A 23613-nucleotide genomic window follows, 5' to 3' on the forward strand; every position below is an offset into this window, starting at 1 on the left:
CAATCCTATTGAGTCAGCTCGCCGGGGCCTTCCGCCGGCTGACGGGCGATCGCCTCCGCCTTGGCCACCGCCTGCGCGATCGCGGGGTCGGTTTCGGTGGAGAACCAGTCCGCGACGTCGGCGTCGTCGTCGGCGCTGTGTTTGGGCGCGTCCTCGACGGGCGAGGGCTCGAAGCGGAACACCCCGTCCTGGCCCGGGGTTCCCAGGAGTTTGGTGAATCCCTGCAACGCCGCGTTGAAGTCGCTGGGCACCACCCACACCTTGTTGGCGTCGCCGCGGGCCATCTCCGGCAGCGTCTGCAGGTACTGGTAGGCGAGCATCTCCGGGGTGGGGCGGCCCGCCTTGATCGCGGCGAAGGTCTTCTCGATGGCCTTGGCCTGCCCCTGCGCCTGCAGGTAGGCCGCGGCGCGCTCCCCCTGGGCGCGCAGCATCCGGGACTGCCGCTCCGCCTCGGCGCCCAGGATCGCCGCCTGCTTGGCGCCCTCGGCGGCCAGGATCTGCGCCTGCTTCTGACCCTCGGCCTCCTTGATCGCCGCCTCGCGCATGCCTTCGGCGGTCAGGATCATCGCCCGCTTCTCGCGGTCGGCCTTCATCTGCTTTTCCATCGACGCCTGGATCGACGGCGGCGGGTCGATGCTGCGCAACTCGACCCGGGCGACCCGCAGCCCCCAGCGGTTGGTGGCCTCGTCGAGCACGCCGCGCAGCTGCCCGTTGATCTGGTCGCGCGACGTCAGCGTCTGCTCCAGCGTCATGCCGCCGACCACGTTGCGCAGCGTGGTGGTGGTGAGCTGCTCGACGCCGACGATGTAGTTGCTGATCTCGTAGACGGCCGCCTGGGGAACCGTGACCTGGAAGTAGACGACGGTGTCGATGTTGAGGGTCAGGTTGTCCTCGGTGATCACCGGCTGCGGCGGGAACGACACCACCCGCTCACGCAGGTCCACCCGGGCCCGGATGCGGTCGATGAACGGCACCAACAACGTCAGTTGCCCGCTGACGGTACGGCTGTAGCGGCCCAGCCGCTCGATCACCGCCGCCTCGGCCTGCGGTATCAGCGCCACCGACTTGGCCACCACGACGATGGCGAAAATCACCAGCACCGCCAGCAGCACCAGACCAGCAACCGCACCCTGCATGGGAGTTCCCTTCTTTCGCAGCCGTTCTCGCGGCCCTACAGGCCGGCCCTGAAGACCACCGCGGTGGCGCCGTCGATCTGCATCACGGTGACCGGCTCGCCCGGTTCGTAGACGTCGTTCTCGTCGAGCGGACGCGCGGTCCACACCTGGCCGTCGAGCTTCACCTGGCCGTTGTCCCGGGCCACGCGCTCGAGCACCAGCGCGGTTTTGCCCTCCAGCGCCTCGATTCCCAAGCGCGGCACGTTCGACGGTGTCAGCCGTCGCCGCAGCGGCGGGCGAACCAGCACCAGCAGCAGCACCGAGACGACCAGGAACACCGCGCCGTCCACCCACACCGGAGAATCCAGCAACCAACTGGTGAGCGCCGCGGCCAGCGCGCCGCCACCGAGCATCACCAAAAACATATGACCGGTGAGCGCCTCCGCACCGGCCAGCACCAGCGCGAATATTAGCCAAAGCAGCGCGGCGTGCATGCGGCAAGGATACGCGTGATCGGCCTTTGCGGGGCAAAACAACTACACTGCGTCTGGTGTGGTGTCCCAGTGTTTCGCTGTCCCTGTGGGCCAATGCCTGGCTCGCGGGAAAGGCCGCGCCCGACGACGTCCTGGACGCGTTATCCGTTTGGGCGCCAAAGCAATCGGTGACCGCGTATGATGCCGTCGCGGCGGGTCATACCGGGCTGCCATGGCCCGATGTGAACGACGCCGGGACGGTCACGCTGCTGCAGACTCTGCGCGCCGCGGTGGGTCGCCCGACGTCGACGCCGGGGCTGCCTCCGCCGATGCGCGGGACGATCAACGTGGTTTTGCCGGTACCGGGCGATGTGCGCGGTCTGACCCCGGGGACGCAGTTCGAGCGCGACGCGCTGGCCGCCGGTGAGGCGATCATCATCGCCAATCCCCGCAACCCCGCGACTGCCATCGGCCTGGTCCCCGAATTCTCCTATCAGGACGACGACGACGCGCCCGACGACTACGAGACGGGCCTGGCGGAACTGTGCGCGCTGACGTGGACGGTGTACTCGCTACCCGGCGCGCCGATACTCGACCACTACGAACTCGGCGACGCCGAGTACACGCTGCGGTCCGCCGTGCGCTCGGCCGCCGACGCGCTGGGCACCATCGGGCTGGGATCGGCCGCGGCCGACGTCGACGATCCGCGGGGACTGGTCGAGCAATTGCTGGAATCGGCACGGCAACACCGCATTCCGGATCACGCACCCTCACGCGCGTTGCGGGTGCTGGAAAACGCCGCGCATGTCGACGCCATCATCGCGGTCAGCTCGGGGTTGAGCCGGTCCGACTCACCGGACCGTTTCGCCGCGCCCATCGCGGCCGGCCTCGAACCGCTCGGCACGCAATCGTCTTCGGAGGCCCGCATCGCCAGCGACGCGCTGCGACCGCTGACCGCCGTGGTGCGCTCGGCGCGGATGGCCGCCGTGACCGCGATCCTGCACTCGGCCTGGGCCGACTAGTTCTGATAGCGGGCCGCGCAGTGCGGCGGCCCGCATGGCGCGCCGTCGACGCTCGCGAGGCACCCGGGTACCGGATCGGGACCAGTCACCCGTTCCGGCGCCCGGCCGTAACGCAATTCGTCGATCAGGTCGACGACCATTTGCGCAAAACGCGGGTGCGCGTTGGGCGTTGACGCCCGCACCATGGTCATCCCCGCCGCCTCGGCCTGCAACGCCAACTCGTGGTCGAGGTCCCACACCACTTCGATGTGGTCGGCCACAAACCCGATCGGGCACACGAGGACGGCCGTGGTGCCCGCCTGGGCCAGGTTCGCCAGGTGATCGGCGACGTCGGGCTCAAGCCACGGAACCTGGGGCGGCCCCGACCGCGACTGCCACACCAGGTCGTAGTCGGCGTATCCGGCGGCGGTCGCCACAAGCCTTGCGGCGTAGTCGACTTGGCGGCTGTACAGTCGCGGGCCCAGCCGCTCGTCGGCGGCGACCGGGATCGAATGCGCGGTGAACACCAGCCGCGCGCCGGGAGCCTTTTTGGCCGCGGCGCCGATCGCCCCGGCGAACATCTCGACGAACAGCGGATGGTCGAAATACGGGCGCAGCTTGACCAATTCGGGCGCGCCCGGCCCGGCGGCCCGCCGCGCGCGGGCGATGTCCTCGACGTATTGGGTGCAGCTGGAATAGCCGCTCCACGCCGACGTGGTGAACACCGCCGCCCGGCGAATCCCGTTGTCGCGCATGCTCACGACGGTGTCCTCGACGTAGGGCTCCCAGTTGCGGTTGCCGAAATAGACCGGCACGTCCAGGCCGCGGTTGGCCAGTTCGGCGCGCAACTGCTCGATCAGCGCCAGGTTGATCCGATTGATCGGCGACACCCCGCCGAAATGCAGGTAGTGCTCGGCGACGTCGTCGAGCCGTTCCGGCGGCACGTTTCGGCCCCGGGTGACGTTCTCCAAGAACGGCCGAACCTGCTCGGGACCCTCCGGCCCACCGAAGGACAGCAGCAGGACGGCGTCGAATTCCATTAGGCTTTAAAGCAATTGGGTGCTTGCGCCACCGTCGGCGTAGATGATCGTCCCCGTCGTCGCCGGCAGCCAGTCCGACAGCAGCGCGCACACCGTCTTGGCGACCGGCGTCGGGTCCTTCATGTTCCAGCCGATCGGGGCGCGCTGGTCCCAGCCCTCCTCGAGCAGCTGCATCTGCGCGCCGGCCTCCTCGCCGAGCGCGCCACCGACGATCGCGCTCATGGCCAGGGTCCGGATCGGGCCCGCGGCAACGAGATTGGAGCGCACGCCGAACTTGCCCGCCTCACGCGCGACAAACCGGTTCACCGATTCCAGCGCGCTCTTGGCGACCGTCATCCAGTTGTAGGCGGGCATCGCGCGGCTCGGGTCGAAGTCCATGCCGACGATGGAACCACCCGGGTTCATGATGGGCAGGGCCGCCTTGGCCAGCGAGGCGTACGAATACGCCGAGATGTGAATGCCTTTCGAGACGTCCTCGTAGGGCGCGTCGAAGAACGGGTTGACGCCCATTCCCGTCTGCGGCATGAAGCCGATCGAGTGCACCACGCCGTCGAGCTTGTTGCCCTCGCCGATCTCGGCGGTCACCCGCTCGGCGAGGGAGTTCAGGTGCTCCTCGTTCTGCACGTCGAGCTCGATCAGCGGCGCCTTCTCCGGCAGCCGGTCGGCGATGCGCTGAATGAGGCGCAACCGGTCGAAACCGGTCAGCACCAACTGCGCCCCGGCCTCCTGGGCCGCCTTGGCGATGTGAAACGCAATCGACGAGTCGGTGATGATCCCCGAGATCAGAATCCTTTTGCCGTCGAGCAGTCCAGCCATGTCCGTCCTTAAAGTCGTTGTGCCGTCGTTGAACTCAGTGGCCCATGCCCATGCCACCGTCGACCGGGATGACCGCGCCGGCGATGTAGCTGGCGTCCTCGGACGCCAGGAAGCTGACCACCCCGGCGACCTCGGCGGCGGTGCCGACCCGCTTGGCCGGGATGAAGTCCAGCGCACCCTCCTGGATGCGCTCGTCCAAGGCGCGGGTCATCTCGGTGTCGATGTAGCCCGGCGCCACCACATTCGCGGTCACGTTGGCCTTGGACAGCTCCCGGGAGATCGAGCGGGCCATGCCGATCAGGCCGGCCTTGGCGGCGGCGTAGTTGGACTGGTTGCCGATGCCCCAGCTGCCGGAGACCGAGCCGATGAAGATGATGCGGCCGAACCGCTTTTTCTGCATGCTGCGCGCGGCGCGCTGGGTCACCCGGAACGCCCCCGTGAGGTTGGCGTTGATGACCTCCTCGAACCGCTCCTCGGTCATCCGGATGAGGAATGCATCCTTGGATATGCCGGCATTGGACACCAGCACCTCGACCGGGCCCTGGTGCTCCTCGACCTCCTTGAACGCGCGGTCGACGGCCTCGTTGTCGGTGACGTCGCACACGACGCCGAACAACCCCTCGGGCGCCCCGGATCCGCGGTGCGTGATTGCCACCTTGTGCCCGTCGGCGGCCAGCCGCTGCGCGATCGCCAGACCGATGCCCCGGTTTCCTCCGGTAACCAGGACGGAGCGGGCTACGAATGCGGGTCTGCCGTAGTCGGCAGCACTTTCGGTGGTGTTCTCGGTGGCCGTGTCAGTCACCCCGTCAACCTATCGCTTCGGCTCACGCTGGCCGAAACCTCCCCCATTTCCCACATCCTCCTTTTGCCGACCGGACGTAACGCCAGGGCGAAGAATCGAGCCGAATTCCGCCGTGGCGTTACACGCGCGGTCCAGTGTCGGTGTGACTCAGCACACTCTCGTCATGACCGACCCGTTCCTGGGCAGCGAAGCCCTGGCCGCGCGACTGATGTCGCGGCATGAGCTGCGAAGTCGTTACGTCGCCCTGCATCGCGATGTGTACCTGCCGAAGGATGCCGAACTGACGGCGGTGCTGCGGGCCAAGGCGTGCTGGCTGCGATCGCGCCGACGGGGCATCCTGGCGGGGTTCTCCGCCTCCGCCGTGCATGGTGCTCGGTGGATCGACCCGTCCCGACCCGCCGAGATCATCGATACCAATCGACGTCCGGCCTCGGGCGTGCACGTCTGGGAGGAACGCATCGAACCGGACGAGATCGCGGTCGTGAATCACATGCGCGTCACCACGCCGGCGCGGACGGCGCTCGACCTCGCGAGGCGGTACCCCAAGCGCACCGCGGTCGCCGCGATCGATGCGCTGGTGCAAGCGACTGAGCTGAAGATGGCCGACGTCGAGGTGCTCACGGACCGCTACCGCGGCCGTCACGGTATGAGGGCCGCCAGGGCGGTTCTCGAACTGGTCGACGGCGGTGCCCAGTCCCCGAAGGAAACGTGGCTGCGTCTGTTGCTGATCGATGCCGGCTTCCCGCGGCCGCAGACGCAGATCGCCGTACGCAACGAATGGGGTTGGGCCGAGGCGTATCTGGACTTGGGGTGGGAGGACATCAAGGTCGCCGTCGAGTATGACGGCGACCACCACCGGTCTCTTCGCTCCCAATACGCCAAGGACATCGCCCGGCTCGAGATGCTCGAACGTTACGGATGGATCGTCGTCCGCGTCATTGCCGAGCACCATCCCGCCGACATCATTCGCCGGGTGCGCGACGCCCGAGCCCGCCGCTTGTAACGCCAGGGCGAAGAATCGAGCCTCAAAGTCAAGTGGCTAATGCATTTTTGTTAGGCGGCTTGGTCGAGGAGAGCGGCCAGGCGTTGGGCGGGGGTGTCGAGGTCAAGGGTTGGGCGGGGTCGTCGGTTGAGGGTGTCTTGGATGCGTTTGAGGTCAGCCGGAGTGTGACCGCTGAGGTCGCTGCCCTTCTCGAACCAGAACCGCAGGAGGCGGTTGGTGTTTTCGTTGGTACCGCGTTGCCAGGGCGAGTGCGGATTGCAGAAATAGACCGGGGTGTTGAGCTGCAGCTGAATGTCGCGCCAGCGGGCCATTTCACTGCCCCGGTCCCAGGTAATCGATCGCCGAAGGTGTTCGGGTAACTGGCGCATGGCTTCGATCATCGCGCTGGCCACCGTCTCGGCGGTGTGATCGCTGGGCAAATGCAACAGCATCGTAAAGCGGGTGGACCGCTCGACCAGGGTGCCGATCGCGCTGTTCGGGCCGACGATCAGGTCACCCTCCCAATGGCCGGGCACAGCGCGGTCGGCGGCCTCGGCGGGCCGGTCACTGATGGTGAACACATCGTGGAATTTCCCCCGCCGTTCGGTGTGGCCCCGGGATTTGCGGGCCGTGCGTTTCGTCGACAAGCGCTTGCTCAGATCGGCCCGCAGTTGACCACGAGTTTGGACGTAGAGGCACTGGTAGATGGTTTCGTGGCTCACCCGTGCCAGCCTGTCACCGGGGTGACCGCGCGCCAAGACATCGGCGATCAGTTTTGGACTCCATCCCTGATCCATCCAGTCCTCGATGGCCTCGCATAGCGCGCGGTCTTCGAGCTTGAATGCTTTGGGACGCTTGGCTTTCTGGGCGGCACGGGCATGGGCCAGACCAGCGTGATAATCCCCGTCGAGATTGCGATTGCGCTTGAGCTCACGGGAGATGACGCTGGCATTGCGGTCGAGCTGACCGGCGATCTCAACCTGAGTGAGGCCCTTGTCCAGACCCCGCATAATGACCAGGCGTTCTTCGAAACCGAGCCGATGTCCCCGCGCGCCAGGCCGGGTCAGATCACCCGGTTCGGCCAGGCCGGTATCAGAGCCCGTACCACTTCGTAATTGCATTGATCCAGCGTCATGCCACCAGCTCCATCCGGTCTGGATCGACACACCGACCTGACGGCCGGCTTCACGCAATGATTCCCCGGCACACACCCGATCAAAGAACTCTCGCCGCATCGAACGCGGATAAGCACCTGGCACCTGCAACCTCCCTAAACATGGAAATTGCATTGACCGTATGAATCTGCCAGCGGAATTCCGCCGTGGCGTTACGGGCGAGGGTTTGCAGCGCGGGCGCGGGCTTGGGTCGCGGGCGAAAACTACGTCGGCAGCCTGCGGTTGATGAGCAGCGCCGCCAGCGCGGCCAACGCCAACACCAGCGCTCCGAGCCGCACCCAGCCCACGCTCGCGTCGCCCTTGATCGTCTCGTAGCCGATCTGCTGCTGCAGTGTCGCGTAGACGGATTTCAGCTCCTGCAACGACGCTGCGTTGTAGGCGTTTCCGCCCGAGAGCTGGGCCACCTTCTTGAGCGTCTCGTCGTCGACCGGCACCGGCTGGCGCTGGTCGTTGATCTCGACGAAGCCGTACGGGGTGCCGAACGAGATCGTCGAGATCGGCACGCCCTGGTCCTTGGCGGTGCGCGCGGCGGTGAAGGCACCCTTCGGGTTGTCCGGGTTGGTCGGCATCGTCTCCTTGCCGTCGGAGAACAACACGATGCGCGCCGGCGGCGGCTTGTCGCCGCCGCCGATCACCGCGCCCACCGTCGCGATGGCCTGCAGCGCGGTGAAGATGCCCTCCCCGGTGGCGGTGCGGTCGGCGAACTGCAGCTTGTCCAGCGCAGCCTTGGTCGAGTCCCGGTTGGTCGTCGGCGACACCAGCACCGTCGCGGTCCCGGCATAGGCGATCAGCCCCAGGTTGATGCCCGGGGTCAGCTCGTCGGCGAACTGCTTGGCGGCCTCTTGCGCGGCCGCCATCCGGTTGGGTTGCACGTCGGTGGCGCGCATCGACTGCGACACGTCGATCACCAGCATCACGACCGCACGGTTGCGGGGAATGCGGACGTCGTTCGTCGGGCCCGCCATCGCGATCGTGAACAACACCAGCGACGCGACGAGCAGGATCGCCGGCACATGCCGCCACGTCGACGGCCGTTTGGGCGCAACGCTTTCCAGCAGCTCCATGTTGGCGAACCGCAGCATGCGCCGCTGCCGCGCCAACTGCATCAGGATGTAGAGCGCGGCCAGCCCGAAGACGACCAACAGGAACAGGAAGAACCACGAATGTTCGAAGCCCGACAACGACATCGGGCCCAGGAGCGGCAAGCTCATATCCGAGTCACTGCCGCCCCGCCATTGCCCCGCGCCGGCGGGATTCCACGAACCGCACGATGTCGGCGATCCAGTCGCGGTCGGTGCGCAGCGTCAGGACCGGAGCGCCGCAGCTGCGGATGGTGCGCGCCACGTCGGCGCGGTGCGCCGCGGCGGCCTTGGCGAAGTCGTCGCGCAGCTGGGCGTCGATGGTGAACTCGCGGGTGACGCCCGACTCGGCGTCCTGCAGCACCACGTCGCCGATGTCGGGCAGTTCGACGTCGCGGGGGTCGAGCACCTCGATGGCCAGCACCTCGTGCCGGGCCGCGACCGCGCGCAACGGGCGCATCCAGTTGATCGGCCCCAGGAAGTCGCTGATGATCACCGCCATGCCGCGGCGGCGTTCCGGGCGGCGCAGCGCGTCGATCGCCGTCGCCAGGTCGCCGCGCACCCCCACCGGCGCGCGGGGCGTGGTGGCGATGGTGCGCAACAGGGTCTGTTCATGCTGGCGCCCCGAGCGGGCGGGCACCCGGGTGATGTTCGCGCCGGTCGAGACGATCGCGCCGAGCCGGTTGCCGCCGCCGCTGTTGAGGAAGGTGATCGCGGCCGCGGCCGCCACCGCCAGGTCCCGCTTCTCGCACACGGTGGTGCCGAAGTCCAGGCTGGCCGACATGTCCACCACCAACCAGGTTTCCAGCTCGCGGTCGGCGATCATCTGCCGAACGTGGGGATGGGTGGTGCGCGCGGTGACGGCCCAGTCCATGCGGCGGACGTCGTCGCCGGGCTGATACTCGCGCGACTCCCCCGGCTCGGAGCCCGGGCCCGGGATCAGCCCGAGGTGATCGCCGTGCAGCACGCCGTCGAGCTTGCGCTTGACGGTGAGCTCGAGGGTGCGCAGCGCCGCCGACAGCTTCGGGTCATCGATCTGCCCGCGCTGCATCGACGGCGGATGGACCACCGCCGGGCGCTTGGGGTCCGTCACCGACCGCTGGCCGCGCCGGCGGGTTGCATCACCGGGGGCACCGAATGCCCTTGCTGCGGAACGGCATTCACCTGAGGCAGGGCAACCGTCTGCAGCACCCGGTTGATGACGATCTCCGGCGAGATCTCGTCGGCCAGCGCGTCATAGGTCAGCACCAGCCGGTGCCGCAGGACGTCGGGAATGACGTCGACGACATCTTGCGGAATCACGTAGTCGCGGCCGCGGACCAGCGCCAGCGACCGGGAGGCGGCGATGATGCCCAGCGAGGCGCGCGGGGACGCACCGAAAGAGATCCACGTCTTGACGTCGTTCATGCCGAGCTGTTCGGGATGACGGGTGGCGGTCACCACGCGCACCACGTAGTCCACCAGCGCGTGGTGTACGAAGACGTTGGCCGCGATGTCCTGCAGCCGCAGCAGGTCCCCGGTGTTGAGGATCTGCTTGGGCTCCGGCGGCCGCACGCCCATCCGGTAGATGATCTCGCGCTCCTCTTCCGGCGACGGGTAGCCGACGTTGATCTTGAACAGGAAGCGGTCGCGCTGCGCCTCGGGCAGCGGGTACACGCCCTCGTGCTCGATCGGGTTCTGGGTGGCCATCACCAGGAACGGGGTGGGCAGCGAGAAGGTCTTGCCGCCGATGGACACGTGGCGTTCCTGCATGACCTCCAGCAGCGCCGACTGCACCTTGGCGGGCGCGCGGTTGATCTCGTCGGCGAGCAGGAAGTTGACCACCACCGGGCCGAGCTCGGTGTCGAACTCCTCCTTGCCCTGACGGTAGATGCGGGTACCGATGATGTCGGTGGGCACCAGGTCGGGCGTGAACTGGATGCGCGCGAACGTCCCGCCGACCACCTTGGCGAACGTCTCGACGGCCAGCGTCTTGGCCACGCCGGGCACGCCCTCGAGCAGCACGTGGCCCTTGGACAACAGCCCGACCAGCATCCGCTCCACCAGCTGGTCCTGGCCGACGATGATGCGCTTGACCTCGAAGATGGCCCGCTCCAGGGTCTGGACCTCGGCGGCGAGCCCGTTACCCCCACCCGTCGGCGCTTCGTGAGCCGGCGAACCTGATTGCCCGCCCGGGCCCGAGTAACCACTGGCGCCTGGCGGCGGCCCACCTGCTGCTGTCATCAAGAACCCTCCACGCTCATACGGACACGACTGCCGGGCAGCGACGTGCCCTCGTCCAACTATTCCAGGCCCGCCGAATTCCGTCGACGGCGCGGGTTCGCCGGCCTGCGATCAGTACTCGATGATCCTGGTCAAAAACGGCGTCATACCGGGCTTACGAACGGGGCTGACCGTCACCTTTCCGGCGCTGCCGGAGGCCTCCAGCATCTGGCCGTTGCCCAGGTACATGGTCACGTGCTGGCCGCCGTTCGGGCCGTAGAAGATCAGGTCGCCGCGCCGGGCCTGATCCGGCGGGATGTGGCGCCCGGCGTTGTACTGGTCACCGGAGAACCGCGGGATCAGCACCCCGACGCCGGCGAAGCCGTAGCGCATCAGCCCCGAGCAGTCGAAGCCGGTGATGTTGGCGCCGTCGCCGACGCCCTTGCTGGGGCCGTCCAGCGAGCCGCCGCCCCACGAGTAGGGCACGCCCATCTGTGACCCCATGCGCTTGATCACGTACTCGATCGCCTGCCGGCCGTAGACGCGCGGGATCTTGCCGCCGGGGTTCGACGGGGTCGCCGCGCTGGGAGGGGGATCGCCGCCGATGTTGATCCCGAGCCCGCCAAGGAACTGCTTGCCCAAGTTGAACGTGGTCTGGGTGGCCTGGGCGGTGGCCTGCAGCGAGGCGTTGGCGACGGCGAGCGGATCGCCCGGGGCGCCGGCGCTGATCTGGGCCGGCAGGGTGGGATCCCACGCGCCGGGGTCGGCCGTGGCCAGCGGGGCCGGGGCGGCCACAGAAAGCAACAGCCCGGTCACCGCGGCGGTGATCCAGGCGAAGTTGATGAGACGAAACCGCTTGCGGCGCATGACTTCCCGTTCAGTTCTCACTCGATCACCATTCGATGTAGCGGACCACGTAGGGGGTCATGCCGCTGGTGCGGACCGGAGCGACGCGAACCTTCAACCCGATGTCGGGAGCCTCGAGCATCTGGCCGTCGCCGAGGTAGATCGTCACGTGCTGGCTGCCGCCCGGGCCGTAGAAGATGACGTCGCCGCGGCGCATCTGCGAGGACGGGATCTTGCGGCCCAGGTTGTACTGCGAGCCCGAGTAGTGCGGCAGCTTGATGCCCACCCCGGCGAACGAATACAGAACCAGACCCGAACAGTCGAAGCCGGTGATGCCGGCGCCGGAGTCGATTCCCTTGCTCGGGCCGGCCGCGTTGCCGCCACCCCAGGAGTAGGGCACACCGATCTGCGACATGCCGCGCCGGATCACGTACTCGGTCGCCTGCCGCCCGTAGACCCGGGGGATCCGCCCCCCGACCCCGCCCGGCGTCGCGTTGGTGATGCCGGTGTCGTCGGGCTTGAGGATGCCCATCTGCTGCAGGAAATTGCGGCCGAGGCCGGCGGTGACCTGTGTCGAGGTGGCCGAGATGCCCAGCACCTGGTTGATCACCGCGATCGGGTCGCCGGGGATGTTGGCGCTCGGGACCATCGGCAACGTGGGGTCCCAGGCGCCGTCCCACTTGCGGGCCCCGCCCGACGGCGCCGCCGCGCCGGGCGTTCCCGTCTCCCACCGATCGCCCGACGCGCCCGGGCCGGTCGACCCTTGCCGGGCGGCGGCCTCGCGCTTGGCCGCCTCGAGCTTGGCCTGCGCCTGGTTCCGCTCGGCGGCCAGCCGCATCATGTCCTCGCGCTGCTCGTCGAACTTCTGCCTGGAGTTGGTCAGCGCCGCGACGGCGGCATCCTGGCTGGACTTGGCGTCGGCGGCGGCTTTGTCGGCGTTCTGCTTGGCCAGCCGCGCCGCCGATTCCTTGTTCAGCTGCTCGGTGCGGGCCTGCTGCAGCTTGGCCATCACGGTCTGCGAACTGGCGGTCAGGTTCTTGGCGGCGGCTTCGGTGGCGATGATGTCGTCGGGGCTGCTGGCGGTCAGGTAGCTGCTCGACGGTCCATTCATATAGGTGGCCGCGGCGAAGGTGTTGAAGCGCTGCTGCGCCCCGGCGATCGCCGCGTTGGCGTCCTTGACCGCCTGCTGGCTGCTCTCCAGATCGTGTTGGGCGGTGGCCGCATTGTCCCGCGCGGTCTCCACGTCGACCAGGGCCTTGTTGACGCTTTCCTGCTCGGTCTGGATTTCGGCACTCAGGTTCTGCAGGCGCTGGTTGGCCTTGGCGACGTTCGCGATCAGCGAGGCCAGGTTGTCGGCGGTGGGATCGGCCTGCGCCAGTCCCGGGGTGCACACCAAGAAGGCCACGCTCAGCACCGATGGAACGAGAGGCCGCATCAGCCTTGCGGCCGGTCGCGCGGAAGACCCCCAGCGTGTGCGTCTCATTCGACTCAGGTCTCCTACGGCTCGACGCGACGGGCGGCGCCGGCCACAGCATTCTCGTAAGGCGCCAAAGACAACACCAGCATCATTTGCACCGTACGTCACATGGGTGGGCGCGCAAACGCTCCACCGAAATCGCACTCTCTACGTGCGTTTAATGTGACCGAACGGTGACCTGCCCCGTTTGCCGAATTAGCCGCGAGTCGTCAGGACCCGGTATTGGCCTCGACGTCCTCAGCGGTCGCGGTGTCGTCCGAGGTTGCTGAGCGCGTGCTGCGCACCTGCAGCAAGCGGGTGCCGACGGCGGCGGCGAAGACCGCGATCAGCAGGAAGATCGTCAGGCCGGTCCAGGGAAACTCGGGCGTGTCCAGCTCGTGCAGGAAATGCTGCGCCGAGACCACCGGGTTGCCCGTCTTGGCGATGTCCTCGCCGGCCTCCAGGGTGACGCGCGGGAACTGCGTGCTGTAGCTGCCGACGTAACTCGGGCTCAGCGTCAGGACGGTGGCGTCGTGGTAGTCGGCGCCGACCACCGTCGAGATGTCGCGCAGCGGGGTGTCGTTCGGGGGGTTGTGGTCGAGCAGCACGATCTTGAGGTTGATGCCCTCGGCGTGCGCCTGGTTGACCACCTCGAGGAGTCCGGGCATGGCCGCCGGCGGCGCGCTGACCCCGGTGGCGGCGACCTGGGCCTTGACCATCGTCATGTCGACGTCCACCGGAATATAGGTCGGGAGGACCGGAACCGTTTGCGGCAGCGGTCCGAGAGAGTCTTGCCCGGTCATCTGCGCCTCCTGCCGTAGTGCTAGAGGCACCGTACGCGACGCGAGGGTGCCGCTTCGCGCCCGGCGGCGCCGCCCCGCGATCCAACTCGACGAGATTGGCGCGTTCGCGGAGGTTTAAACCGGTGGCCACCGCGATAAGACTGCAATCAGGACTGCCGTCGTAATGCAGGACAAGCGTACTGTTAAAGTTGCATGATCGTTTTGGACGATCCGCCGACACCAGCCCGTCGGCGGGAGAACTAAATCCTTGGGAGTTGAAGTGACTGATTCTGTGAACTCGTTCGGAGCCCGCAACACCCTCGAGGTCGGCGACAAGAGTTACCAGATCTATCGCCTCGACGCCGTCCCCAATACCGAGAAGCTCCCCTACAGCCTCAAAGTGCTGGCCGAGAACCTGCTGCGCAACGAGGACGGCAGCAACATCACCAAAGACCACATCGAGGCCATCGCGAACTGGGATCCCAAGGCGGAGCCCAGCATTGAGATCCAGTACACCCCGGCCCGCGTCGTGATGCAGGACTTCACCGGCGTGCCGTGCATCGTCGACCTGGCCACCATGCGCGAGGCCATCGGCGAGCTCGGCGGCAACCCGGAAAAGGTCAACCCGCTCGCGCCGGCCGACCTGGTGATCGACCACTCCGTGATCGCCGACCTGTTCGGCACGGCCAACGCGTTCGAGCGCAACGTCGAGATCGAGTACGAGCGCAACGGGGAGCGCTACCAGTTCCTGCGCTGGGGGCAAGGCGCATTCCAGGACTTCAAGGTGGTGCCCCCGGGCACCGGCATCGTGCATCAGGTCAACATCGAATACCTGGCCAGCGTCGTGATGGAACGCGACGGCGTGGCCTACCCCGACACCTGCGTGGGGACCGACTCGCACACCACGATGGTCAACGGCCTCGGCGTGCTCGGCTGGGGCGTGGGAGGCATCGAGGCCGAGGCCGCGATGCTCGGTCAGCCGGTGTCGATGCTGATCCCCCGCGTGGTCGGCTTCAAGCTGACCGGCGAGATCCAGCCCGGCGTGACGGCGACCGACGTCGTGCTGACCGTGACCGAGATGCTGCGCAAGCACGGAGTGGTCGGCAAGTTCGTCGAGTTCTACGGCGAGGGCGTGGCCGAGGTGCCGCTGGCCAACCGCGCGACCCTGGGCAACATGAGCCCCGAATTCGGTTCCACCGCAGCCATTTTCCCGGTCGATGAGGAGACGATCTCTTATCTGAAGTTCACCGGCCGCAACGACGAGCAGCTGGCGCTGGTCGAGGCCTACGCCAAGGAACAGGGCATGTGGCACAACCCGAAGCACGAGCCCGAGTACTCCGAATACATCGAACTCGACCTGTCCGACGTGGTGCCGTCCATCGCCGGCCCCAAGCGTCCGCAGGACCGGATCGCGCTGTCCGACGCGAAATCCACGTTCCGCGAGCAGATTTGCGACTACGTCGGTGACGACCCCGACAAGAAGGAATACTCCAAGCTCGACGAGGTCGTCGATGAGTCGTTCCCGGCCAGTGACCCGGGGCAGGCGACCAACGGCCACGCCGACGACCACAAGGTGCAGTCGGCCGCCGCGCACTCCAAGGGCCGCGTGAGCAGCCCGGTGACGGTGAAGTCCGACGAACTCGGCGAGTTCGTGCTCGACCACGGCGCGGTGGTGATCGCCGCCGTCACGTCGTGCACCAACACCTCCAACCCCGAGGTGATGCTGGGCGCGGCGCTGCTGGCGCGCAACGCCGTCGAAAAGGGCTTGGTCTCGAAGCCATGGGTGAAAACCACCATGGCCCCGGGCTCCCAGGTGGTCCACGACTATTACGACAAGGCCGGCCTGTGGCCGTATCTGGAGAAGCTGGGCTTCTATCTGGTCGGCTACGGCTGCACCACGTGCATCGGTAACTCCGGCCCGCTGCCCGAGGACATTTCGAAGGCGATCAACGACAACGACCTTTCGGTGGCCGCCGTCCTGTCGGGCAACCGCAACTTCGAGGGCCGCATCAACCCCGACGTGAAGATGAACTACCTGGCGTCGCCGCCGCTGGTGATCGCCTACGCGCTCGCCGGCACCATGGACTTCGACTTCGACGAGCAGCCGCTCGGCAAGGACAAGGACGGCAATGACGTCTTCCTCAAAGACATCTGGCCGTCGCAGAAGGACGTCTCCGACACCATCGCCTCGGCGATCAACCAGGAGATGTTCACCAAAAACTACGCCGACGTCTTCAAGGGCGACGAGCGCTGGCGCAACCTGCCCACGCCGAGCGGCAACACCTTTGAGTGGAACTCGGATTCGACGTACGTGCGCAAGCCCCCGTACTTCGACGGGATGCCCGCCGAGCCCGAGCCGGTCGCCGACATCACCGGCGCGCGGGTGCTGGCGCTGCTCGGTGATTCGGTGACCACCGACCACATCTCCCCCGCCAGCAGCATCAAGCCGGGCACCCCGGCGGCGCAGTATCTCGACGAGCACGGCGTGGAGCGCAAGGACTACAACTCCTTCGGCTCGCGGCGCGGCAACCACGAGGTGATGATTCGCGGCACCTTCGCCAACATCCGGCTGCGCAACCTGTTGCTCGACGACGTGTCCGGCGGCTACACCCGCGACTTCACCCAGGACCCCGTAGATGGGAAGGCCCCGCAGGCGTTCATCTACGACGCGGCGCAAAACTATGCGGCGCAAGACATTCCGCTGGTGGTGCTGGGCGGCAAGGAGTACGGGTCAGGGTCGTCACGGGACTGGGCGGCCAAGGGAACCCGGCTGCTGGGAGTGCGCGCGGTGATCGCCGAGTCGTTCGAACGGATTCACCGCTCCAACCTCATCGGCATGGGCGTGATCCCGTTGCAGTTCCCGGACGGCAAGTCGGCCAAGGACCTGGGCCTGGATGGCACCGAGGTGTTCGACATCACCGGCATCGAAGAGCTGAACAACGGCAAGACGCCCAAGACGGTGAAGGTCAAGGCCGCCAAAGATGGCGACAAGGCAGTCGAATTCGACGCGGTGGTGCGCATCGACACCCCGGGTGAGGCCGACTACTACCGCAACGGCGGCATCTTGCAGTACGTGCTGCGCAACATGCTCAAGTCGGGCCAGAAGTCCGACTAGCGCGAGCCGGCCCAGCCACTCGTGCCCAAGGTCAGCGAGGACCATCTGGCGGCCCGCCGCCGCCAGATCCTCGACGGCGCCCGCCGCTGCTTTGCCGAATTCGGCTACGACAAGGCCACGGTGCGCCGGCTGGAGAAGGCGATCGGGATGTCGCGCGGCGCGATCTTCCACCATTTCCGGGACAAGGACGCGCTGTTTTTCGCCCTCGCCCACGAGGACGCCGAGCGGATGGCCGACGTGGCCTCCCGCGCCGGACTGATTCAGGTGATGCGAGACATGCTCGCCGCGCCCGACCAGTTCGATTGGCTGGCCACCAGATTGGAGATCGCCCGCAAGCTGCGCAACGATCCCGAGTTCAGCCGCGGGTGGGCCGAGCGTTCGGCCGAGGTGGCGGCGGCGACCAGCGATCGGTTGCGCAGGCAGACGGAGGCACACCGGGTGCGCGACGACGTGCCCGGCGACGTGCTGCGGTGCTATCTGGAGTTGGTGCTCGACGGCCTGGTGGCCCGGTTGGCGTCCGGCGAGGATCCGCAACGCCTGGCCTCGGTGCTCGACCTGGTGGAGAACTCGATGCGGCGCACTTAAGCCGCGCCGAATGTGAATCTCACGACGCGACACGCCGATTCATTGTCGCGGGGTTCACGCTCGGCGGATTCACCGCGCGTGCGCGACCTTCGCGGTCCGGTTGGGCCCGCCGCGGCTGCGCATCGTGGTGCCCGACTCCCGCAGCAGGCTGTGGATCGACCCGTACGACCTGCCGGTCGTGGCAACCAGGCTGCGGATACTGGCCCCGCCTTCGTAGGCGTGGCGTAGCTCGTCCAACAACTGGTCGCGCGCCTTGGTCGACCTATGCATTGTTCTTCTCATGGCTCCTCCGACGCCGGGACACGACCGCAAGAACTTAGAGTAAGAAGCCGTTGTCGGCCGCGGGCGGATTTCGCCAAATCGCCAGCGGGTCGCCACCATCAAAGTCAGGCGAGCTCGATGAGATCCCGGTATTCGTCGGACCAGTAGTCCTCGGTGCCGTCGGGCAGCAGCACCACCCGTTGCGGGTCGAGGGCCTCGGCGGCGCCGGGGTCATGCGTCACCAGCACCACCGCACCCTGGTAACTGCGCAGCGCGTCGAGCACTTGCTCGCGCGATGCCGGGTCGAGGTTGTTCGTCGGTTCGTCGAGCAACAAGACGTTGGCGGTCGACGCCACCAAACCGGCCAGCGCGAGGCGGGTTTTCTCACCGCCGGACAGCGTGCCCGCCAACTGGTCGAGCTGCGGACCGCTGAACATGAACGCGCCCAGCAGGCCGCGCAGGTCCTGCTCGCCGGAATCCGGTGCGGCGTGCCGGATGTTCTCCCAGACGCTCGCATCGTTGTCGAGGGTGTCGTGCTCCTGCGCGAAGTAGCCGATCCGCAGGCCGTGTCCGGGCTCGAGCCCTCCGGTGTCGGGGGCCTCGGTGCCGGCCAGCAGTCTCAGCAGTGTGGTCTTGCCGGCGCCGTTGAGCCCGAGCACCACCACCCGCGAGCCGCGGTCGATCGCCAGGTCGACACCGGTGAACACCTCCAGCGACCCGTACGACTTGCTCAGCCCCTTGGCGACCAGCGGGGTGCGCCCGCACGCCGCCGGCGTCGGGAACTTGATGCGGGCCACCTTGTCGGCGACGCGCTCGGCGTCGAGCGCGGCCATCATCCGGTCGGCGCGGCGCAACATGTTCTGGGCGGCAACGGCTTTGGTGGCCTTGGCGCCGAGCTTCGCGGCCTGGGTGCGCAGCGCGGCGGCCTTGCGTTCCGCGTTGGTGCGCTCCCGGCGACGACGCTGCTCGTCGGTGGAGCGGGCGTCGAGGTACTTCTGCCAGCCCATGTTGTAGACGTCGGCCTCGCCGCGCACGGCGTCCAGGAACCACACCCGGTTGACGACGTCGGCGAGCAGTTCGACGTTGTGGCTGATGATCACCAGCCCGCCGGTGTGGGCCCGCAGGAAATCCCGCAACCAGCCGATGGAATCGGCGTCCAGGTGGTTGGTGGGCTCGTCGAGGAGCAGCGTGGTCTCCGAGCCCGAGGTCCCCGCTCCGCCCTCCGAGGCGGCGAACAGGATGCGCGCCAACTCCACCCGGCGGCGCTGCCCACCGGACAGGGTGCGCAGCTGCTGCGTCAGCACCCGTTCCGGCAGGCCGAGGCTGGCGCAGATGCGACTGGCTTCACTTTCCGCGCCGTAGCCACCCAGGGCCACGAAACGCTCCTCGAGCTGCCCGTACCGACGGATCGCGCGGTCGCGCGCGTCGTCGTCGGCGACCTCGGCCATCAACGCCTGCTGCTTTTCCAAATCGGTGAGCAACGCGTCCAACCCGCGGGCCGACAGCACCCGGTCGCGGGCCAGCACATCGAGGTCGCCCTCTTTGGGATCCTGTGGCAGATAACCGATTTCGCCCGTGCGGGCGATCGACCCGGCATAGGGCTCGGTCTCCCCCGCCAGGATGCGCAGGGTGGTGGTCTTACCCGCGCCGTTGCGGCCGACCAGGCCGATGCGGTCGCCGGGCTGCACCCGCAGGTCGGGGCCGTCGGATGAGAGCAGGATGCGCGCGCCAGCGCGGACCTCGAGGTCCGTGGCCGTGATCACGATCGCTCTCCTGAGTTGAAAAGACGCCTATTTGTCGTCGGTGAACACCGCTGGTCGTCGTTCTGCGCGCGCGGCAACCGCTTCTTCGAAGTTGGCGGTGAGCAGGCGGACGAAAAGCTGTCCCAAGCCTTCGGCTTGCATGTGCCCTTCCAGGCTACCGGCGTCCAGTCCACTCCACAGCGTGCGCTTGGTCAACTCGACGCCCGGCCGCGAGAACGCCGCGATCCGCGCGGCGATCGCGTAGCACGTGTCCAGCAGCTGCTTGTCGGGCACCTGGCAGGACACCAGCCCGATGCGCTCGGCCTCCTCGGCGGTGATGTCGCGGCCGGTCAGCATGATCTCGAACGCCCGCGACGACCCGATGGCCCGCGGCAGCAGGTACGACAGGCCCAGTTCGCTGGCCGTCAGCCCGTTGTTGATGCCGGCGGCGCGGAAGTACGCGCTGGTGGAGGCCACGCGGATGTCGGCGGCCAGCGCCAGGCACAGGCCGCCGCCGATGGCGGGGCCGTTGACCGCGGCGATCACCGGCTGGTGCAGCCGGCGCAAACCCAGGATGACCTCGTCGAGAATCTCCATCGACCGCAGCGCATAGGTGGGGCGGGTCAGCCCCTCGACGTGGGGCACCGAGCCCGCGGACTTGTGATCGGCGCCCGAGGAAAAGCCCCGGCCGGCCCCGGTCAGCACGACCACGCGCACCGAGTTGTCGTAGCGGACCTTCTCCAGCGCCTCCTTGAGCGGCACCATGACGTCGAACGCCATGGAATTCATCCGCTCGGGCCGGTTGAGGGTTATCAGCGCGACGCCGGGCCGCGGGTGGTCTACCAGTACCAAACTCACCCAAGCAACCTAGCGCGTGGCCGTCGGCCGCGCCGTGTCGCGCTTATTCGGCCGGCCCGGCTTCGGCCGCGTCCACGTCAAACGCCCGCACCTGCTGGACCAGGTCCTCCAGGGCCGCCGGCGGCAGCGCCCCGGGCTGGTTGAACAGCAGTTTGCCCTTCTTGAAGGCCATCAGCGTGGGGATGGACCGGATCTGGGCGGCCGCGGCCAGCTGTTGTTCGGCCTCGGTATCGACCTTGGCGTGCACGATGTCGGGGTGTTTGTCCGATGAGGCCTGGAAAGTGGGGCCGAACTGCCGGCATGGACCACACCAGGACGCCCAGAAGTCGACGAGCACGATGTCGTTGCCCTCGATGGTTTCGTTGAACTTCTCAGCGGTGAGATCGAGTGTTGTCACATTTGCCGTAACGCCCGGCGCCGACGCGGTGTTCCCGCCCCGCGGCACCGCACCCCGCCCTGGTTACGGTTGCGTACGTTTTCCCGCGTCCGACAGACTGGGCCTGACCATCCGCCGCCTCAATGAACCAGCGAGGGAATCGCGTTGGGCCACTACATCGCAAACGTCCGTGACCTCGAGTTCAACCTCTTCGAAGTCCTCGACATCGGCGCCGTCCTGGGGACCGGAGGCTACAGCGAACTCGACGAGGAAACGGTCCGCACAATATTGGCCGAAGCAGCCCGCCTCGCCGAAGGCCCCGTCGCCGAATCCTTTGCCTTCGCCGACCGCAACCCGCCGGAATTCGATCCCGCCGAGCACACCATCAGCGTCCCCGAAGAGCTGGCCAAGACGGTGCAGGCGATCAAGGAGGCCGGTTGGTGGCGGCTGATGCTGGCCGAAGAGATCGGCGGCATGGCCGCGCCCCCGCCGCTGGCGTGGGGGGTCAACGAGATGATCATCTGCGCCAACCCGTCGGCGAACTTCTTCTGCCTCGGCCCGTTGATGGCCCAGGCGCTGTACATCGAGGGCAACGAGCAGCAGCGGCACTGGGCCGCCGAGGGCGTCGAGCGCGGCTGGGCGGCCACGATGGTGCTCACCGAGCCCGACGCGGGTTCCGACGTCGGCGCCGGGCGCGCCAAGGCCTTCGAACAACCCGACGGCACCTGGCACATCGAGGGCGTCAAGCGCTTCATCTCCGGCGGCGACGTGGGCGACACCGCCGAGAACATCTTCCACCTGGTGCTGGCCCGCCCCGAGGGCGCCGGTCCGGGCACCAAGGGCCTGAGCCTGTTCTATGTGCCCAACTACCTATTCGACCCGGACACCTTCGAACTCGGTGCGCGCAACGGGGTTTTCGTCACCGGCCTGGAACACAAGATGGGCATCAAGTCCTCGCCGACATGCGAATTGACCTTTGGCGCAACGGATGAGCCCGCCGTCGGCTACTTGGTGGGCGACGTGCACCGGGGTATCGCGCAGATGTTCACCGTGATCGAGCACGCGCGCATGACGATTGGCGTCAAAGCCGCCGGCACGTTGTCCACGGGTTACCTGAACGCGCTGGCTTTCGCCAAGGAGCGGGTGCAGGGCGCGGACCTGACGCAGATGTCCGACAAGACCGCGCCGCGGGTCACGATCATCCACCACCCCGACGTGCGCCGCAGCCTGATGACCCAGAAGGCCTACGCCGAGGGCTTGCGGGCGCTCTACATGTATGCCGCCGCTCACCAGGATGACGCAGTGGCCCAACGTGTTTCGGGCGCCGATCACGACATGGCGCACCGGATCGACGATCTGCTGCTGCCGATCGTCAAGGGGGTGAGCTCGGAGCGGGCCTATGAGGTGCTGACCGAGGCGCTGCAGACGCTGGGCGGCTCGGGGTTCCTGGCCGACTACCCGCTCGAGCAGTACATCCGTGATTCCAAGATCGACTCGCTCTACGAGGGCACCACCGCCATCCAGGCGCTCGATTTCTTCTTCCGCAAGATCGTGCGTGATCGCGGCCAGGCCCTGCAGTTCCTGACGACTCAGATCGTGGCGACCATCGACGAGTGCGACGAGGCCCTCAAGCCGGTCGCCCAACTCCTGCAGACCGCGTACGACGACGTGACGGCGATGACGGGCGCGCTGACCGGCTACCTGATGTCCGCCGCCCAACAGCCCACCGACATCTACAAGGTGGGGCTGGCGTCGGTGCGGTTTCTGCTCGCGGTGGGCGATCTGCTGATCGGCTGGAGGTTGCTGGTGCAGGCCGGCGTCGCGCACCGCGCGCTGACCGACGGCGCGGCGGGAGATGACGAACCGTTCTATCAGGGCAAGGTCGCGACCGCGACGTTCTTCGCCAAGAACATGTTGCCGAAGCTGACGGCCCTGCGCGGCGTCATCGAAGCGATCGACGACGAGATCATGAAGGTGCCCGAAGAGGCGTTCTGAGAACTTACAGGTTACAGACAGCTCCAACGGGTAAACCATGACGTTCGCTCTCACCGACGAATGGAGAAACGTTGATGTCTGCCAGCTGTGCCGTGCCCCGGCTCACGCGCTTCGCGGTATTCGCGGTCGCGGGGGCCACCGCCCTGTCCCTGTCCGCCTGCGGCTCGTCGAACAAATCCAGCTCCACCTCGACCTCGACGTCGACCTCGACGGCGACCGTCACCTCGGCGGCCCCCTCGTCCACACCTAACGCCGAAGCGAAGGTCAGCGGCCTGATCGCGTCGGTGGCAGGCAACTCCATCCAGGTCACCAAGCAGGACAACGCCACGGCCGCGGTGAACTTCACCTCGACCACCAAGATCACCGAGGCCGTTCCGGCCGGCCTGCCCGACGTCACCCAGGGCAGCTGCGTCAGCGTGAAGCCCACCGAGGGATCCGCGCCCGGGCAGCCGGTCACCGCGGCGAAGGTCAAGATCAGCGAGTCCGTCAACGGCACCTGCCCCAAACCGCACGAGACCGCCCCCGGCGGGTCCAGCAGCACGCCACCGCCCGGCTCGCCGTCGCCGGCACCCGCCAAGCCGGCCTGGATGCGGGGCTCGGTGGCCTCGGTCTCGGGTAACACCATCAACCTGACCGGCACGGATGCCAGCGGCAACACCACGCAGACGACCGTGACGGTCGACGACAAGACCAAATACACCAAGCAGACGACCGCGAACACCGACGCGATCGCACCGGGTAAATGCCTGTCCGCGCGCGGCACCACGGACAGCGGCGGCGCGCTGCAGGCGACGAGCATCAACCTACGACAGGCTGTCGACGGCAAATGCGGCAAGCCCAAGCAGCCCGGCCAGGGTGGATGACCCCGGCTCGAGCTAGCTGAGATTGCCGTCACCGCCGGCGGGCGCGAGC

The 23613-nt window shown here is 67.5% G+C and carries 21 protein-coding genes and 1 pseudogene; 6 read left to right on the forward strand and 16 right to left on the reverse strand.

The window, feature by feature from the left end; all coding sequences use genetic code 11:
- Positions 1-5 precede the first annotated feature (5 nt).
- Positions 6-1136, reverse strand: a complete 1131-nt coding sequence (locus tag AC0KS4_RS14500) for an SPFH domain-containing protein (RefSeq protein WP_225328654.1) — start codon at positions 1134-1136, stop codon at positions 6-8.
- A 35-nt stretch (positions 1137-1171) separates the two neighbouring features.
- Complete coding sequence (locus tag AC0KS4_RS14505) at positions 1172-1609, reverse strand: NfeD family protein (protein WP_225328653.1); 438 nt, start codon at positions 1607-1609, stop codon at positions 1172-1174.
- Positions 1610-1665: 56 nt separating this feature from the next.
- Between AC0KS4_RS14505 and AC0KS4_RS14510 the strand changes: the two genes are divergently transcribed.
- The gene (locus AC0KS4_RS14510) at positions 1666-2610 is read left to right on the forward strand and encodes a hypothetical protein (protein WP_225328652.1); all 945 of its coding nucleotides are present in this window, start codon (positions 1666-1668) and stop codon (positions 2608-2610) included.
- On the opposite strand, the pseudogene AC0KS4_RS14515 reads toward AC0KS4_RS14510, so the two are convergent.
- From AC0KS4_RS14515 to fabG1, 3 genes and pseudogenes are all read right to left on the reverse strand, one after another.
- Positions 2579-3629 (reverse strand): annotated as a pseudogene (locus tag AC0KS4_RS14515) (ferrochelatase); the annotation flags it as partial. The gene AC0KS4_RS14510 and the pseudogene AC0KS4_RS14515 sit on opposite strands and share 32 nt — an antisense overlap.
- 6 nt (positions 3630-3635) lie before the next feature.
- Positions 3636-4445 carry an NADH-dependent enoyl-ACP reductase InhA gene (inhA, locus tag AC0KS4_RS14520; RefSeq protein WP_225328651.1) on the reverse strand — a complete coding sequence of 270 codons (810 nt, stop codon included), beginning with the start codon at positions 4443-4445 and terminating at the stop codon, positions 3636-3638.
- A 34-nt stretch (positions 4446-4479) separates the two neighbouring features.
- Positions 4480-5247 (reverse strand): 3-oxoacyl-ACP reductase FabG1, encoded by a 768-nt coding sequence (fabG1, locus tag AC0KS4_RS14525; RefSeq protein WP_225328650.1) that lies wholly within the window; start codon positions 5245-5247, stop codon positions 4480-4482.
- 163 nt (positions 5248-5410) lie between these two features.
- On the opposite strand from fabG1, the gene AC0KS4_RS14530 reads away from it, so the two are divergent.
- Entirely contained in the window at positions 5411-6250 is an 840-nt protein-coding gene (locus tag AC0KS4_RS14530) for a hypothetical protein (protein ID WP_238956237.1), read from the forward strand.
- Positions 6251-6300: 50 nt separating this feature from the next.
- Here AC0KS4_RS14530 and AC0KS4_RS14535 read toward each other — a convergent pair whose 3' ends face one another.
- From AC0KS4_RS14535 to AC0KS4_RS14565, 7 genes are all read right to left on the reverse strand, one after another.
- Positions 6301-7488 (reverse strand): IS30 family transposase, encoded by a 1188-nt coding sequence (locus AC0KS4_RS14535; RefSeq protein ID WP_425326320.1) that lies wholly within the window; start codon positions 7486-7488, stop codon positions 6301-6303.
- A gap of 119 nt (positions 7489-7607) precedes the next feature.
- Positions 7608-8615, reverse strand: a complete 1008-nt coding sequence (locus tag AC0KS4_RS14540; RefSeq protein WP_225328649.1) for a VWA domain-containing protein — start codon at positions 8613-8615, stop codon at positions 7608-7610.
- A 7-nt stretch (positions 8616-8622) separates the two neighbouring features.
- Positions 8623-9576, reverse strand: coding sequence for a DUF58 domain-containing protein (locus AC0KS4_RS14545; RefSeq protein ID WP_225328648.1), 954 nt, complete (start codon positions 9574-9576; stop codon positions 8623-8625).
- Positions 9573-10706 carry a chaperone MoxR1 gene (gene moxR1 / locus AC0KS4_RS14550; RefSeq protein WP_238956239.1) on the reverse strand — a complete coding sequence of 378 codons (1134 nt, stop codon included), beginning with the start codon at positions 10704-10706 and terminating at the stop codon, positions 9573-9575. Before moxR1 ends, AC0KS4_RS14545 begins: the two co-directional genes overlap by 4 nt.
- A 111-nt stretch (positions 10707-10817) precedes the next feature.
- Positions 10818-11552, reverse strand: a complete 735-nt coding sequence (ripB, locus tag AC0KS4_RS14555; protein WP_238957314.1) for an NlpC/P60 family peptidoglycan endopeptidase RipB — start codon at positions 11550-11552, stop codon at positions 10818-10820.
- 25 nt (positions 11553-11577) lie between these two features.
- Positions 11578-13014 (reverse strand): NlpC/P60 family peptidoglycan endopeptidase RipA, encoded by a 1437-nt coding sequence (gene ripA / locus AC0KS4_RS14560; RefSeq protein WP_238956240.1) that lies wholly within the window; start codon positions 13012-13014, stop codon positions 11578-11580.
- A 203-nt stretch (positions 13015-13217) separates the two neighbouring features.
- Positions 13218-13790, reverse strand: a complete 573-nt coding sequence (locus AC0KS4_RS14565) for an Rv1476 family membrane protein (RefSeq protein ID WP_225328645.1) — start codon at positions 13788-13790, stop codon at positions 13218-13220.
- 259 nt (positions 13791-14049) lie between these two features.
- Between AC0KS4_RS14565 and acnA the strand changes: the two genes are divergently transcribed.
- Together acnA and AC0KS4_RS14575 are read left to right on the forward strand one after the other, a co-directional pair.
- Positions 14050-16884, forward strand: a complete 2835-nt coding sequence (gene acnA / locus AC0KS4_RS14570; protein WP_238956241.1) for an aconitate hydratase AcnA — start codon at positions 14050-14052, stop codon at positions 16882-16884.
- A 21-nt stretch (positions 16885-16905) separates the two neighbouring features.
- Positions 16906-17469, forward strand: coding sequence for a TetR/AcrR family transcriptional regulator (locus AC0KS4_RS14575; protein WP_238956242.1), 564 nt, complete (start codon positions 16906-16908; stop codon positions 17467-17469).
- Positions 17470-17538: 69 nt separating this feature from the next.
- Here the strand turns inward: AC0KS4_RS14575 and AC0KS4_RS14580 are convergent, their stop codons facing one another.
- The 4 genes from AC0KS4_RS14580 to trxA form a co-directional block, all read right to left on the reverse strand.
- Complete coding sequence (locus AC0KS4_RS14580; RefSeq protein WP_225328642.1) at positions 17539-17739, reverse strand: helix-turn-helix domain-containing protein; 201 nt, start codon at positions 17737-17739, stop codon at positions 17539-17541.
- Between the two features lie 116 nt (positions 17740-17855).
- Complete coding sequence (locus AC0KS4_RS14585; protein ID WP_238956243.1) at positions 17856-19493, reverse strand: ABC-F family ATP-binding cassette domain-containing protein; 1638 nt, start codon at positions 19491-19493, stop codon at positions 17856-17858.
- 27 nt (positions 19494-19520) lie between these two features.
- Complete coding sequence (locus AC0KS4_RS14590; protein ID WP_238956244.1) at positions 19521-20330, reverse strand: enoyl-CoA hydratase; 810 nt, start codon at positions 20328-20330, stop codon at positions 19521-19523.
- Positions 20331-20373: 43 nt separating this feature from the next.
- On the reverse strand, positions 20374-20727 hold the full coding sequence (gene trxA, locus AC0KS4_RS14595; RefSeq protein ID WP_225328639.1) for a thioredoxin: 354 nt from the start codon (positions 20725-20727) through the stop codon (positions 20374-20376).
- Positions 20728-20871: 144 nt separating this feature from the next.
- On the opposite strand from trxA, the gene AC0KS4_RS14600 reads away from it, so the two are divergent.
- A complete protein-coding gene (locus AC0KS4_RS14600; RefSeq protein WP_238956245.1) occupies positions 20872-22701 on the forward strand; it encodes an acyl-CoA dehydrogenase in 1830 nt (609 codons plus the stop codon).
- Between the two features lie 74 nt (positions 22702-22775).
- Positions 22776-23564: a DUF5666 domain-containing protein gene (locus tag AC0KS4_RS14605; protein ID WP_238956246.1), complete on the forward strand. Its 789-nt coding sequence runs from the start codon at positions 22776-22778 to the stop codon at positions 23562-23564.
- Positions 23565-23613: the final 49 nt, after the last annotated feature.

Source organism: Mycobacterium sp. NTMscope_MAC_12, from assembly GCF_976985675.1.

Coding starts and splice junctions, on each gene's coding strand:
- AC0KS4_RS14530 (WP_238956237.1), top strand. CDS start 5,411: ATGACCGACCCGTTCCTGGGCAGCGAAGCCCTGGCCGCGCGACTGATG.
- moxR1 (WP_238956239.1), bottom strand. CDS start 10,706: ATGACAGCAGCAGGTGGGCCGCCGCCAGGCGCCAGTGGTTACTCGGGC.
- inhA (WP_225328651.1), bottom strand. CDS start 4,445: ATGGCTGGACTGCTCGACGGCAAAAGGATTCTGATCTCGGGGATCATC.
- ripA (WP_238956240.1), bottom strand. CDS start 13,014: ATGAGACGCACACGCTGGGGGTCTTCCGCGCGACCGGCCGCAAGGCTG.
- AC0KS4_RS14540 (WP_225328649.1), bottom strand. CDS start 8,615: ATGAGCTTGCCGCTCCTGGGCCCGATGTCGTTGTCGGGCTTCGAACAT.
- AC0KS4_RS14505 (WP_225328653.1), bottom strand. CDS start 1,609: ATGCACGCCGCGCTGCTTTGGCTAATATTCGCGCTGGTGCTGGCCGGT.
- ripB (WP_238957314.1), bottom strand. CDS start 11,552: ATGCGCCGCAAGCGGTTTCGTCTCATCAACTTCGCCTGGATCACCGCC.
- AC0KS4_RS14605 (WP_238956246.1), top strand. CDS start 22,776: ATGTCTGCCAGCTGTGCCGTGCCCCGGCTCACGCGCTTCGCGGTATTC.
- AC0KS4_RS14565 (WP_225328645.1), bottom strand. CDS start 13,790: ATGACCGGGCAAGACTCTCTCGGACCGCTGCCGCAAACGGTTCCGGTC.
- AC0KS4_RS14580 (WP_225328642.1), bottom strand. CDS start 17,739: ATGCATAGGTCGACCAAGGCGCGCGACCAGTTGTTGGACGAGCTACGC.
- AC0KS4_RS14500 (WP_225328654.1), bottom strand. CDS start 1,136: ATGCAGGGTGCGGTTGCTGGTCTGGTGCTGCTGGCGGTGCTGGTGATT.